We start from the raw sequence: 13,634 nt of genomic DNA on the forward strand, positions 1-13,634 counted from the left end.
CGGATGCGGTCCCGGCACCGTCCCGTTGCCGTCTGCGGGCGACAGCCCCCTGGGCGGCGCGCGGTCGCCCCGCGGGGCGTGGCCGTCCGCGGGGGCGGGCGCGGTCAGGTGCCGTTGCGGGGGGAGGGGAAGGATGCGGGGCGGTCGGGGAGGGGCTGGCGGGCCGCGGGGACCGGGGGGAGGTCGCCCGCGGCGGGCGGCTGCTGACGGGCCTGGCGTTCCGCGTCGGCGGCCGCCTGCTGCGCCGCCCGCCGCGCCCCGTACCGCCGGTGCACCGCCTGCTTGGTGACCCCCAGCGCGGAACCCACCGCGTCCCACGAGAACCCCAGCGACCGGTCGAAGTCCACCGCCGCCGTGACCAGCGTCTCGACGCTGTCGCGCAGTTCCTGGGCGAGCCGCACCGTCGGCGCCGGCGCCCGACCGTAGACGACGAACCCGGCGGAGGACCCCGTACGCCGCGGGCGATAGACGTTCCCGAGCTGGGCGGTGAGCGTACGCAGCGCGTCCACCTGCCGGCGGACCCGCTCGATGTCCCGTACCAGAAGATGCAGGCTGGCCCGCGCCTGGGCGTCGTGGGTTGCGTGGTCGGCCATGAACAAGCCTCTCGAACCGGCGATGAAAGGATCGGCCGCGGTGGTGGCGGCCCGTTGTGGTCAACTCTCCTTTGACCAACGCGCCCGACCCCCGGGGGGTCACGGTCGCGGGGGCGCTCGGCGCCCACCGCGCGCCCCGGCGCCGCCGCACGCGCGGGCGGTCCACCGCGTCGCCCCGGACCTCCCGCGGCCTCCTAGACTGGTGCGCCGCCCGCATCCCCGCCCCGAGAGGCCCGACACCACCCATGAAGCTCGTCTTCGCAGGCACCCCCGAGGTCGCCCTCCCCGCCCTGGACGCACTGATCGCCTCCGGGCGGCACGAGGTGGCCGCCGTCGTCACCCGCCCCGACGCGCCCGCCGGACGGGGCCGCCGGCTGGTGGCGAGCCCGGTGGCCGAGCGGGCCGAGGAGGCCGGCATCGAGGTGCTCAAGCCCGCCACCCCGCGCGACGAGGCGTTCCTCGCCCGGCTGCGCGAGATCGCCCCGGACTGCTGCCCGGTGGTGGCCTACGGCGCCCTGCTGCCCCGCGTCGCCCTCGACGTCCCCGCCCGCGGCTGGGTGAACCTGCACTTCTCGCTGCTGCCCGCCTGGCGCGGCGCCGCCCCCGTGCAGCACGCCGTGATGGCCGGCGACGAGATCACCGGCGCCTCCACCTTCCAGATCGAGGAGGGCCTGGACTCCGGACCGGTGTACGGCACCGTCACCGAGTCGGTCCGCGCCACCGACACCGCCGGCGACCTGCTCACCCGGCTCTCGCTGGCCGGCGCCGGGCTGCTGGCCGCCACCATGGACGGCATCGAGGACGGCTCCCTGCGGCCCGTTCCGCAGCCCGCCGACGGCATCAGCCTCGCGCCGAAGATCACGGTGGAGGACGCGCGCGTCGACTGGGCCGCCCCCGCCCTGCGCGTGGACCGGGTGGTGCGCGGCTGCAACCCCGCGCCCGGCGCCTGGACCACCTTCCGCGGCGAGCGGCTGAAGCTGACCCAGACCGCCCTGGTCGCCGACCGGACCGACCTGGCGCCCGGCGAGATCGCGGCGGCCAAGAACAACGTGTACGTCGGCACCGGCTCGCACGCCGTCGAGCTGATGTGGGTGCGCCCCCAGGGCAAGAAGCCGATGCGCGCCGCCGACTGGGCGCGCGGGGCGCGGATCGCGGCCGGGGAGACGCTGGGCGGCTGAGACCGGGCGGGGCCGGAGCGGGCCGGACCGGAGCGGGCCGGGCGGCCGGGGGCGGCGCGGCGGGACGTAGTCTGGGGAGGTATCACCCCTTCTTCGATTCTCGATCTCTGCGATCCGGAGCACCTTTTTCGTGAGCGACCCCTCCCGCCGGCCCCGCAAGCCCGCCAAGCCGTACCGCCGGCCCCAGAAGGACCCGGTCCGCATCCTCGCCTTCGAGGCGCTGCGCGCCGTCGACGAACGGGACGCGTACGCCAACCTGGTCCTGCCGCCGCTGCTGCGCAAGGCCCGGGAGAAGGGCGGCTTCGAGGGCCGAGACGCCGCGCTCGCCACCGAACTGGTCTACGGGACGCTGCGCCGCCAGGGCACCTACGACGCGATCATCGCCGACTGCGTCGACCGGCCGCTGCGCGAGGTGGACCCGCCGGTGCTCGACGTGCTCGCCCTCGGCGCGCACCAGCTCCTCGGCACCCGCATCCCGCCGCACGCCGCCGTCTCCGCCACCGTGGAACTGGCCCGGGTGGTGCTCGGCGACGGCAGGGCCAAGTTCGTCAACGCCGTCCTGCGCAAGATCGCCCGGCACGACCTGGACGCCTGGCTGGAGCGCGTCGCCCCGCCGTACGACGAGGACCCCGAGGACCACCTCGCGGTCGTCCACTCCCACCCGCGCTGGGTGGTCTCCTCGCTGTGGGACTCGCTGGGCGGCGGCCGGGCCGGGGTGGAGGAGCTGCTGGCGGCGGACAACGAGCGGCCCGCGGTGACCCTCGTGGCGCGCCCCGGGCGGGCCACCGCCGCGGAGCTGCTGGAGTCGCTGGGCGAGGAGGCCGCGGCGCCCGGACGCTGGTCCCCCTACGCGGTCCGGCTGACCGAGGGCGGCGAACCCGGTGCGGTGGAGGCGGTCCGCGAGGGCCGCGCCGGCGTCCAGGACGAGGGCAGCCAGCTGGTCGCCCTGGCCCTGGCCGCCGCGCCGCTGGAAGGTCCCGACAAGGCGTGGCTGGACGGCTGCGCGGGCCCCGGCGGCAAGGCGGCGCTGCTCGCCGGACTGGCCGCCGAGCGCGGCGCCGTGCTGCTCGCCTCGGAGAAGCAGCCGCACCGCGCCGGGCTGGTGGCGCGCGCGCTGGAGGGCAACCCCGGTCCGTACCAGGTGATCGCGGCCGACGGGACGCGGCCGCCGTGGCGGCCCGGCTCGTTCGACCGGGTCCTGATGGACGTGCCGTGCACCGGCCTGGGGGCGCTGCGGCGCCGGCCCGAGGCGCGGTGGCGGCGCCGGCCCGAGGACCTGGACGGGTTCGCGCCGCTGCAGCGGGCGCTGCTGCGCACGGCGCTGGACTCGGTGCGGGTCGGCGGGGTCGTCGGATACGTGACCTGCTCGCCGCACCTGGCCGAGACCCGGGCCGTCGTCCACGACGTCCTCAAGCAGCGCGACGGCGAGGCGGAACTCCTCGACGCGCGGCCCCTGCTGCCCGGCGTGCCGGACCTGGGGGAGGGGCCCGACGTGCAGCTCTGGCCGCATCTGCACGGCACCGACGCCATGTACCTGGCGCTCTTCCGCCGCCTGCGGTGACGACCGCGGACGGGGCGCGGCCCGGACCGCGCCCCGTCCGGCCGCCCGGGCGGAAAACAGGGGGCACCCGGATGCCCCCGAAAGGTCTGCGCCATGGCAGGCTGTGAGCATGGCCGTGCAGATCAACCCGAGCATCCTCTCCGCCGACTTCGCGCGCCTCGCCGACGAGGCGGAGGCGGTCGCGGGGGCCGACTGGCTCCACGTCGACGTGATGGACAACCACTTCGTGCCCAACCTGACCCTCGGCGTGCCGGTGGTCGAGTCCCTGGCGCGGGCGACCGACACCCCGCTGGACTGTCATCTGATGATCGAGCAGCCGGACCGCTGGGCTCCGCAGTACGTCGAGGCCGGGGCCGGGTCGGTCACCTTCCACGTGGAGGCGGCCGCCGCGCCGGTCCGGCTCGCGCGGGAGATCCGCGCCAAGGGCGCCCGCGCCTCCATGGCACTGCGTCCGGCCACGCCGATCGAGCCCTACGAGGACCTCCTCCCCGAGCTCGACATGCTGCTGATCATGACGGTCGAGCCGGGCTTCGGCGGTCAGGCGTTCCTCGACATCATGCTGCCGAAGATCCGCCGCACCCGTGAGCTGATCTCCAAGCACGGCCTGGAGCTCTGGCTGCAGATCGACGGCGGCGTCTCGGAGGCCACCATCGAGCGCTGCGCCGAGGCGGGCGCGGACGTGTTCGTGGCGGGCTCCGCGGTGTACGGCGCGCAGGACCCGGCCGAGGCGGTCCGCGCGCTGCGGGCGAAGGCGGAGTCGGCCACCGCCTCCGCCTCCTGGGCGTGCGCCCACTGAGCGCGGACGCCCTGCCCGGCGGAAGCCAGGCCAACAGAAAGTGAACGACGCCGATCGAGGCGGACCCGCCCTGCCACATCTGCGAGGATGGACGGCAGGTCCAAGATGTGAACAGCAGTGAGGAGAGCGCCGTGTCGGGTATGTCGGCGGGCCGGTCAGCCATGCGGATGGGTCCCGCTGAGCTGGTGCAGGCGGCGGCCATGGCCCGCCGCTTCTACCTCGAGGGGAAGTCCAAGATCCAGATCGCCGAGGAGTTCGGCGTGAGCCGCTTCAAGGTGGCGCGGGTCCTGGAGACCGCCCTCGAGAGGGACCTCGTGCGGATCGAGATCCGTGTCCCGGCCGAGCTGGACGCCGAGCGCTCCGACGCGCTCCGCGCCCGGTACGGCCTGCGGCACGCCGTCGTGGTCGAGTCCCCCGCCGAGGCACAGGACTCCCCGGACCCGGAGAACCTCGGCGAGGTCGCCGCGGACCTCCTCGGCGAGCTGGTCGACGAGGGGGACGTCCTGGGGCTGGCCTGGGGCCGGTCCACCATCCACATGGCGGTGGCGCTCAACAAGCTGCCGCAGTGCACGGTGGTCCAGCTGACGGGCGTCTACGACGCCGGGACCGCCGAGCGCGGCTCGGTGGAGGCGGTGCGGCGCGCCGCACAGGTGTCGGGCGGCGACGCCCACCCCATCTACGCGCCGATGCTGCTGCCCGACGCGGCCACCGCGGCGGCGCTGCGCAACCAGACGGGGATCGCCCGCGCCTTCGAGTACTTCGACAAGGTCACCGTCGCCTGCGTCTCCATCGGTTCCTGGGACCCGGGCGTCTCCACGGTGCACGACATGCTCAGCGACGAGGAGCGGGAGCACTACGCCTCGCTGGGCGTCGCGGCGGAGATGTCGGCGCACCTCTTCGACGCGCAGGGCCGGCGGGTGGGCCGGGACCTGGGGGAGCGGTGCATCACGGTGAAGGCGGAGCAGCTGCGCCGCATCCCCGAGGTGGTCGCCATCGCCGGAGGCGCCCGCAAGGGCGCCGCGATCGACGCGGTGCTGCGGTCGGGCCTGGTCACCAGCCTGGTGACCGACACCTCGGCCGCCGACTACCTGCTGGCCGCGGGCCCGGCGCCCGCTCCCGCCCTCAACCGGGCCGATCCGGACGGCATGTGACGTCCCCTCGGCCGGTCCGGCGGAATCCGGCCGGTCCCTCCGACGGCCCGCGCCCCCGGCGCGGGCCGTTCGCGTTCCCCGGGCCCGCCGCGCCGTCCTGCGAAGACGGATCCGCGCTCTCCCGGTGCGGGCCGGCGTTTTCGGGCCGGCTCCGCACGGAAGGCGCATTCCCGTCCTTGTGCCGTCGTGCACGTGATCCAAGAATGGCCCGGTCGCCGGGCCCGTGGCTGCCCGGCTCCGGCGTTCCGTCACTCAGCACGACTGCAGCGAGTCGGGGCGGGAGATCCCCGCCGTACGTGGGATGGAGACCTGTTGAGACCGAACCGGAGACCGGTCAGGGCCGCCTTGGTGGCTCTGACGTCCATGGCGCTGCTGCCCCTCGGAGCCCTCGGCGCCGTGGCCGCGCCGACCGCCGCCGAGAGCCTGCCGGCCAAGGCGGAGAAGAAGGTGATCGAGGAGTTCGAGGACGGGGGGAAGACCACCTTCTGGGTGAACCTCCGCCAGGACGCGGACCTGACCGGCGCCAACAGGCTCACCGGCAAGTCCGCCCGCGGCGCCGAGGTGCTGCGGTCCAAGAAGGAGACGGCCGAGGAGAGCCAGGCCGACGTCCTGTCGATCGCCGAGGAGAACGGCGCGGAGGCCCGCTCCTTCTGGATCATCAACACGGTCCAGGTGACCGCCACCGAGAAGGTGGCGGAGAAGATCGCGGAACTGCCCGAGGTCGAGTCGATCCGCGCCGACCGGGCGATCAAGCTCGACGAGCCCACGAAGGGCGAGCGCCGCAGTACCGTCTCCGGCGTCGAGTGGAACATCGACGCCGTCAACGCCCCCGACGTCTGGACGGGCCAGGGCGTCCGCGGCGAGGGCGTCGTGGTCGCCAACATCGACACCGGCGTCGACCACACCCACGCGGCCGTGGCCGGTTCCTACCGCGGGAGGAACGGCGACGGAACCTTCAGCCACGACCACAACTGGTTCGACCCGGCCTCGGTCTGCGCCGGCGGCGCCCCGTGCGACAACAACGGCCACGGCACCCACACCATGGGCACCATGGTCGGCGACGACGGCGGCGCCAACCAGATCGGCGTCGCACCCGGCGCCACCTGGATCGCCGCCAAGGGCTGTGAGTCCAGCTCCTGCTCCGACGCCTCCCTGCTGGCCTCCGGCGAGTGGATCGTCGCCCCGACCGACCGCGCCGGCGACAACCCCCGGCCGGACCTGGCGCCCGACGTGGTGAACAACTCCTGGGGCGGCAACGGCTTCGACGACTGGTACCAGGAGATCGTCGACGCCTGGCGCGCCGCGGGCATCTTCCCCGCCTTCTCCAACGGCAACTCCGGCTCGGCCTGCAGCACCTCGGGCTCCCCGGGCACGTATACCTCCAGCTACTCCACCGGCGCCTTCGACGCGAACGGCGCCATCGCCTCCTTCTCGTCCCGCGGCCCCGGCGAGGCCGGCACGGTCAAGCCGGACATCGCCGCCCCCGGCGTCGGCATCCGCTCCTCCGTCCCCGGCGGCTACAGCAGCTACAACGGCACCTCCATGGCCTCCCCGCACACCGCGGGCGCCGTCGCCCTGATCTGGTCGGCGTCGCCGCAGATGCTCGGCGACGTCGACGCCACCGAGGCGCTGCTCGGCCGGACGGCCGTCGACACCGAGAACCTGCAGTGCGGCGGCACCGCCGAGCGCAACAACGTCTTCGGCGAGGGCAAGCTCGACGCGCTCGCCGCGGTCGAGAACGCGCCGCGCGGCGCGGTCGGCTCCCTGAGCGGCACCGTCACCTCCGGCGGCGAACCGCTGGCCGGGGCGCGGATCGCCGTGGACGGCCCCATCGACCGCTCCGTCACCTCCGGCGCGGACGGCGCCTACGAACTGCCCGTCCTGTCGGTCGGCGAGTACACGCTGACCGCCTCCAAGTACGGCTACCTGAACGGCACCGCCCAGGTCACCGTCACCGAGGGCGCCACCGCCTCCGCCGCGATCGAGATGGACCGGGCCCCGTCCTCCACCGTCTCCGGCACCGTCTCCTCCGCCTCGGGGCCGGTCGCCGGCGCCACCGTCTCCTTCACCGGCACCCCGGTCTCCGTCACCACGGAGGACGACGGCACGTACTCCGCCGTCGTCCCCCACGGCGACCACACCGTCGAGGCCGTCTCCTCGTCCCTCTGCCTGACCGGGGCCACCGAGGAGATCTCGGTCGGCGGCGACCTGACCCTCGACATCACCCTGCCCGCCCGCAAGGACTCCTTCGGAACGGCCTGCTCCACCGGCTCCGCGCAGTGGATCGCCGGCGACACCCCGCTGGCCCTCACCGGCGACGACGCCGCCGCGGCGGTGACCCTGCCGTTCTCCTTCCCGCTGTACGGGACCCGCTACGGCTCCGGCCACCTCAACACCAACGGCGTGCTGACCTTCGGCGGCAGCTCCACCGCCTACTCCAACGTCGCCCTCCCGGCCGCCGCCGCCCCGAACGCGGCCCTGTACCCGTTCTGGGACGACCTGGCCGTGACCGCGACGGGATCGGTCCACACCAAGTCCTACGGCGAGGCCCCGAACCGCAAGTTCCTGGTGGAATGGCGCGACGTCGCCCCGCGGGGCACCACCACGTACTTCTCCTTCTCGGTGGAGCTCACCGAGAGCGGGGACATCACCTACCGGTACAAGGACGTCCCGGCCGGCAACGCCCGGCTGCGGGGCAACAGCGCCACCGTCGGCATCGAGAACGCCACCGGCACCGTCGCCCTGCAGTACTCGCACAACCAGGCCGTGCTCGAGGACGGGCTGAGCATCTCCTTCCGTGACACCAGCGCCAGGATCCACGGGGTGGTCACCGACGCCAACGACGGCCTGCCCGTCGACGGCGCCACGGTCGAGGCCGGCGGGGTCACCGCGGTCACCGGGGCCAACGGCGGCTACACCCTGCGGGTGCCCGGCGGCGAGAACGAGGTCGTCGTCCGGGCTCCCGCCTACGGCGCCTTCGAGAAGACCGTCGAGGTGGGCCCCGGCGAACTGGTCGAGGTCAGCGCGTCCCTCGCCACCGGCGCCGTCAGCGCCTCCGCCGAGGAGATCGGCGTCGTCGTGCCGCCGGGCGAGGACCGCGAGCGGAGCGTCGGACTCGCCAACGCCGGCTCCGCCACGGACTTCACGGTCACCGAGGACGCGGACTGGCTGACCCTGGAGGGCGCCACCGGCACCCTCGCCAAGGGCGCCGGGACCGAGGTCGGCCTCGCCGTCTCCACCAGCGGCCTGACCGCCGGCCAGGTCTACACGACGGAGATCACCATCCACTCCGCCTCGGGCCGGGCGCCCGAGTTCACCGTGCCGGTCACCCTGGTGGTGCCGGGCTACAGCAGGGCGCTCGACGCCGGAGCCGCCACCGCCCCCGGAGAGGACTCCGACGGCGCCTCCTGGAGCGCCGACCGGGAGTACAGGGCCGGCTCCTACGGCTGGATCGGCAGGTCCGGTGTCGTCCGGACCTCCGGCGACATCGCGGGCACGAAGGACGACGCCCGCTTCGCCACCGCCCGCGAGGGCGCGCTGGAGTACCGCTTCGACGACGTCGTGGACGGCGTGTACGAGATCGAGGTCGACTTCGCGGAGATCGGCGACAAGGCCCCCGGCAAGCGCGTCTTCGACGTGATGGCCGAGGGGAGGACCGTCGTGGACAACCTCGACATCGCGCTGGAGACCGGCCGGCGGACCGCGCTCACCAAGACCTTCCGGGTCACGGTGGACGACGGCCGGCTGAACCTGCGCTTCGTCGCCGTTGACGGCAAGTCGCTCGTCAACGCCCTGAAGGTCACCGAGCGTCCCGACCTGGGCTGACGCGGCACCCCGGGGCCCGTCCCGCCGCCTCCCGCGGCGGGGCCGGCCCCGGGCACACGCGGCGGCGGATCCGGCAGGTGACGGACGCCGCAGGCGCCTTGGGCCCGCATCCGGTCCGGCCGGCACGCCCGGGAGCACTTCCCGCTGCCGGGCCCCCGCCGTCCGGCGCCCGATCCTGGTAGGAACCCACAAGAGCGAGGAGCGCGATTCCGGACGATCAGCCTCTGGTTCCTCCGGCATCCGCCGGGGGAGACTGAAGTACGTGCCTTTTTCCCTCGGCGGTCCACGCCGCAGGGCCGTATCTGTGTTTCGGGATGTGCACGTGCGATTCCTCAACGACGTCCAGCCGACGTACGACCTCACCTACGACGACGTCTTCATGGTTCCGAGCCGCTCCTCCGTCGGCTCCCGTCAGGCCGTCGACCTGTCCTCGCCGGACGGCACCGGCACCACGGTCCCGCTGGTCGTCGCCAACATGACCGCCGTCGCCGGCCGCCGCATGGCGGAGACCGTCGCCCGCCGCGGTGGCCTGGTGGTCGTCCCCCAGGACATCCCGATCGAGGTCGTCACCGAGGTGGTCGGCTGGGTCAAGGGCCGCCACCTGGTGCTGGACACGCCCATCGTGCTCTCCCCGCACCAGACCGTCGCCGACGCGCTCTCCCTGCTGCCCAAGCGGGCCCACAACGCCGGCGTGGTCGTCGACGCGGAGTACAAGCCCATCGGCGTGGTCACCGACCGCGACCTCTCCGGCGTCGACCGGTTCACCCAGCTGACGCAGGTCATGTCCCGCGACCTCGTGCTGCTGAGCGCCGACATCGACCCGCGCGAGGCGTTCAACACCCTCGACTCCGCCAACCGCCGCTACGCCCCCGCGGTCGACTCCGAGGGCCGGCTGGCCGGCATCCTCACCCGCAAGGGCGCGCTGCGCGCCACCCTGTACACCCCCGCCGTCGACGCGCGAGGCCGACTCCGCGTCGCCGCCGCGGTCGGCATCAACGGCGACGTCGCGGGCAAGGCGAAGCAGCTGCTCGACGCCGGGATCGACACCCTGGTCATCGACACCGCGCACGGCCACCAGGAGTCGATGATCAGCGCCGTCCGCACCGTCCGGGCGCTCGACCCGCAGGTGCCGGTCGTCGCCGGCAACGTCGTCTCCGCGCAGGGCGTGCGCGACCTGATCGAGGCCGGCGCCGACATCGTCAAGGTGGGCGTCGGACCCGGCGCCATGTGCACCACCCGGATGATGACCGGCGTGGGACGCCCGCAGTTCTCCGCCGTCCTGGAGTGCGCCGCCGAGGCGAGGAAGCACGGCAAGCACGTCTGGGCCGACGGCGGCGTCCGCCACCCCCGCGACGTGGCGATGGCCCTCGCGGCCGGCGCGTCCAACGTGATGATCGGCTCCTGGTTCGCCGGCACCTACGAGTCCCCGGGCGACCTCCAGCAGGCCCCCGACGGGCGGCTCTACAAGGAGTCCTTCGGCATGGCCTCGGCCCGCGCGGTGGCCAACCGCACCTCCGAGGAGTCCGCGTACGACCGGGCCCGCAAGGGCCTCTTCGAGGAGGGCATCTCCACCTCGCGGATGTTCCTCGACCCGCAGCGGCCGGGCGTCGAGGACCTGATCGACTCGATCGTCGCGGGCGTCCGCTCCTCCTGCACCTACGCAGGCGCGGGCGACCTGGCGGAGTTCGCCGACAAGGCCGTGGTCGGCGTCCAGAGCGCGGCCGGCTACGCCGAGGGCAAGCCGCTGCACGCCAGCTGGAGCTGATCTGTTCTACTGCCCGTACAGACCTCGTACGGAAGTGATCCACCCGCCTTGCTGAACGAGCTCGACGAACGCATCGTGCGCGCCCTCGCCGAGGACGCGCGCCGGTCCTACGCCGACATCGGCCAGATGGTCGGCCTGTCCGCGCCCGCCGTGAAACGGCGGGTGGACCGGCTGCGGGCGACCGGGGTGATCACCGGTTTCACGGTCCGCGTGGAACCGGCCGCGCTCGGCTGGTCCACCGAGGGCCTGGTCGAGATCTACTGCCGGGGCAACACCTCGCCGGAGACCATCCGGCGCGGCCTGGAGCGTTATCCCGAGGTCGTGTCCGCCTCCACCGTCACGGGGGAGGCGGACGCGGTGGTACAGGTGTTCGCCGCGGACATGCGCCACTTCGAGCAGGTGCTGGAACGGATCGCCGGGGAGCCGTTCGTCGAGCGGACCAAATCGGTCCTGGTCCTCTCCCCGCTGCTGCGGCGCTTCTCCGGCGGATCCGGGCTACCCTCGACGGTATGAAGCGCCGACGACACTGACCTTCCGACGCCGCGGGTGACCGCCGTCGCCTGACGGCGGCGCTGTACGGCCACTCCTTCCTGGGCGACTGCGTCGCCCTCTACCCGGTGTACGCGCTGCTCCTCGCCGACACCGGACTGTCCGTGGGACAGATCTCCTCGCTCTTCACGCTGTGGTCGGTGACCGGCGTCCTCGCCGAGGTGCCGTCCGGAGCCTGGGCGGACGCGCACTCCCGCCGCGCCGCGCTGCGCGCGGGACCGCTGCTGACCGCCGCGGGCTTCGCGCTGTGGGTCTGGGCGCCCTCCTACTGGTCCTTCGCCGCCGGGTTCGCGCTGTGGGGGCTGGGCGGAGCGCTCGCCTCGGGGGCGCTGGAGGCGCTGGTGCACGACGAACTGGCGCGCACCGGCGCGGTGGCGAGGTACCCGGCGGTGATGGGGCGGGCCCGGACGGCGGAGACGCTCGGCGTCGTCGCCTCCATGGCGGCGGCCGGGCCGCTGCTGGAGGCGGGCGGATACACGCTGGTCGGCCTGGTGTCGGTCGGCGCGTGCGTGCTGGCGGCCGGGGCCGCGCACGTGATGCCGGAGCACCGGGGTCCCGGTGACGGACCCCACGAGGCCGACGGGGCCGACGAGCCCGACGGGGCCGGCGCGTCCCGGGTACGGCCCGCACGGTGGCCGGCCGGCGCGCTGCTGCTGGTGCCTGCGGTGGCCGGCGTGTGGGGCGCGCTCGACGAGTACACGCCGCTGCTGGTCCGCGAGGCGGGGGCGGGGGACGGACAGGTCTCCTGGTACCTGCTGGTGATCTGGGCCGGCGCGGCGGCCGGAGGGCTGCTCGCCGGGCCGGCGGAGCGGTGGTGCGGCAGGCGCGGCCTGGCCCTGCTGCTGGTGGTCTCGGCGGCGTCGCTGGCCCAGGGCGCGCTCCTCGGCGCCCCGCTCGCCGTGGCGGCGCTGGTGGGGCTCGCGTTCGCCGGGTTCCAGCTGGCCACGGTGCTGGCGGACGCGCGGCTGCAGCGGGCGGTCCGCGGGCCCGGACGGGCGACGGTCACCTCCGTCGCGGGGATGGGCACCGACCTCGCGGTCGTGGCGGCGTACGGCGCCTACGGGGCGCTCGGCGCCTCGCACGGCCTCACGTTCGCGGTCCTCGCGTCCGCCTACGCCGTCCCGGCCGCGTTCCTCCTCCTGCGCCGCTGAGCCCGGCGGCGCGCGCCCGGCGCCCCCGCGGCACGGGCCGGCGGCGGGGGCGCAACGAATCGACGCCGCGGGGCGCGAGCGCGCAACGTTTCGGGTGGTTGTCCGCAACGGATGCGTATTGTCCGCCCCGTCGCCGCCACCGTACTGTCGTGGCGCGGCGAAACCGCAGCTCATCCACCCCTTCCCGCCGGAGACCCCGACATGCGCACCGCCCTGCTCCAAAGCTCCGGCCGTCCTGGCGAGGTCGGGGCGAACATCGCCGCCCTCGACGCCGCGGCCGCCCGCGCCGCCCGCGCGGGGGCGGAACTGATCACCGCGCCGGAGATGTTCCTGACCGGCTACGCCGTCGGCGACGCCGTCCCCCGCCTCGCCGAGCCCGCGGACGGGCCGTCCGCCGAGGCGCTCGCCGCCGTCGCGGCCCGGCACGGCATCGCGATCGCCTACGGCTACCCCGAGCGGGACGGCGGAACGGTCCACAACTCGGCCCGGCTGATCGCCGCCGACGGGACGCCGCTGGCCAACTACCGCAAGACCCACCTCTACGGCGACTTCGAGCGCGCCCTGTTCACCCCCGGCGAGGACCCCGTCGTCCAGGCCCGGCTCGGCGACCTCACCGTCGGGCTGCTGATCTGCTACGACGTGGAGTTCCCGGAGAACACCCGCGCCCACGCCCTGGCCGGCACCGACCTCCTGCTGGTCCCCACCGCCCTGATGCACCCGTACCGGTTCGTCGCCGAATCCCTGGTCCCGGTGCGGGCGTTCGAGAACCAGATGTACGTCGCCTACGTCAACCGCTGCGGCCGGGAAGGGGAGTTCGACTTCGTCGGCCTCTCCACGCTGGCCGGGCCCGACGGCGTCGCCACCGCCCGTGCCGGGCAGCGCGAGGAGCTCCTCCTCGCGGAGGTCGACCCGCTGCTCCCGGCCGCCTCCCGGCAGGCGAACCCGTACCTCCGGGACCGCCGCCCGGGCCTCTACGGCCCGCTCGCCGGATCCGCCTGAACCGGCCGCCCCGCCCGGACCCGGCCACCCCTCCCCGCCCCGACCCGGCCGCCCCTCCCCGCCCCG

General features: G+C 74.6%; 10 protein-coding genes. 9 read left to right on the forward strand and 1 reads right to left on the reverse strand.

Annotated features, from left to right (window positions below):
- Positions 1 to 104 precede the first annotated feature (104 nt).
- On the reverse strand, positions 105 to 593 hold the full coding sequence (locus A2U95_RS18140) for a hypothetical protein (protein ID WP_166023832.1): 489 nt from the start codon (positions 591 to 593) through the stop codon (positions 105 to 107).
- 245 nt (positions 594 to 838) lie between these two features.
- Between A2U95_RS18140 and fmt the strand changes: the two genes are divergently transcribed.
- The 9 genes from fmt (at position 839) to A2U95_RS18185 (ending at position 13,568) form a co-directional block, all read left to right on the forward strand.
- On the forward strand, positions 839 to 1,771 hold the full coding sequence (gene fmt, locus A2U95_RS18145; RefSeq protein WP_166023834.1) for a methionyl-tRNA formyltransferase: 933 nt from the start codon (positions 839 to 841) through the stop codon (positions 1,769 to 1,771).
- Between the two features lie 130 nt (positions 1,772 to 1,901).
- Positions 1,902 to 3,332 carry an RsmB/NOP family class I SAM-dependent RNA methyltransferase gene (locus A2U95_RS18150; RefSeq protein WP_166023836.1) on the forward strand — a complete coding sequence of 477 codons (1,431 nt, stop codon included), beginning with the start codon at positions 1,902 to 1,904 and terminating at the stop codon, positions 3,330 to 3,332.
- Positions 3,333 to 3,441: 109 nt separating this feature from the next.
- A complete protein-coding gene (gene rpe / locus A2U95_RS18155) occupies positions 3,442 to 4,128 on the forward strand; it encodes a ribulose-phosphate 3-epimerase (protein WP_166023838.1) in 687 nt (228 codons plus the stop codon).
- A 107-nt stretch (positions 4,129 to 4,235) separates the two neighbouring features.
- Positions 4,236 to 5,279 carry a sugar-binding transcriptional regulator gene (locus A2U95_RS18160; protein WP_166023840.1) on the forward strand — a complete coding sequence of 348 codons (1,044 nt, stop codon included), beginning with the start codon at positions 4,236 to 4,238 and terminating at the stop codon, positions 5,277 to 5,279.
- A gap of 348 nt (positions 5,280 to 5,627) precedes the next feature.
- Positions 5,628 to 9,104: a S8 family serine peptidase gene (locus tag A2U95_RS33385; protein WP_277350910.1), complete on the forward strand. Its 3,477-nt coding sequence runs from the start codon at positions 5,628 to 5,630 to the stop codon at positions 9,102 to 9,104.
- Positions 9,105 to 9,426: 322 nt separating this feature from the next.
- Positions 9,427 to 10,869 (forward strand): GuaB1 family IMP dehydrogenase-related protein, encoded by a 1,443-nt coding sequence (locus A2U95_RS18170; RefSeq protein WP_166023842.1) that lies wholly within the window; start codon positions 9,427 to 9,429, stop codon positions 10,867 to 10,869.
- A gap of 48 nt (positions 10,870 to 10,917) precedes the next feature.
- Positions 10,918 to 11,382 carry an Lrp/AsnC family transcriptional regulator gene (locus A2U95_RS18175; RefSeq protein WP_166023844.1) on the forward strand — a complete coding sequence of 155 codons (465 nt, stop codon included), beginning with the start codon at positions 10,918 to 10,920 and terminating at the stop codon, positions 11,380 to 11,382.
- 104 nt (positions 11,383 to 11,486) lie between these two features.
- On the forward strand, positions 11,487 to 12,569 hold the full coding sequence (locus tag A2U95_RS18180; protein ID WP_338104471.1) for an MFS transporter: 1,083 nt from the start codon (positions 11,487 to 11,489) through the stop codon (positions 12,567 to 12,569).
- Between the two features lie 201 nt (positions 12,570 to 12,770).
- Positions 12,771 to 13,568 carry a carbon-nitrogen hydrolase family protein gene (locus A2U95_RS18185; protein ID WP_166023846.1) on the forward strand — a complete coding sequence of 266 codons (798 nt, stop codon included), beginning with the start codon at positions 12,771 to 12,773 and terminating at the stop codon, positions 13,566 to 13,568.
- The last annotated feature ends 66 nt before the right edge of the window (positions 13,569 to 13,634 follow it).

Source organism: Streptomyces chilikensis, from assembly GCF_001642695.1.
In the GTDB taxonomy this organism is placed as follows: Bacteria; Actinomycetota; Actinomycetes; order Streptomycetales; family Streptomycetaceae; genus Streptomyces; species Streptomyces chilikensis.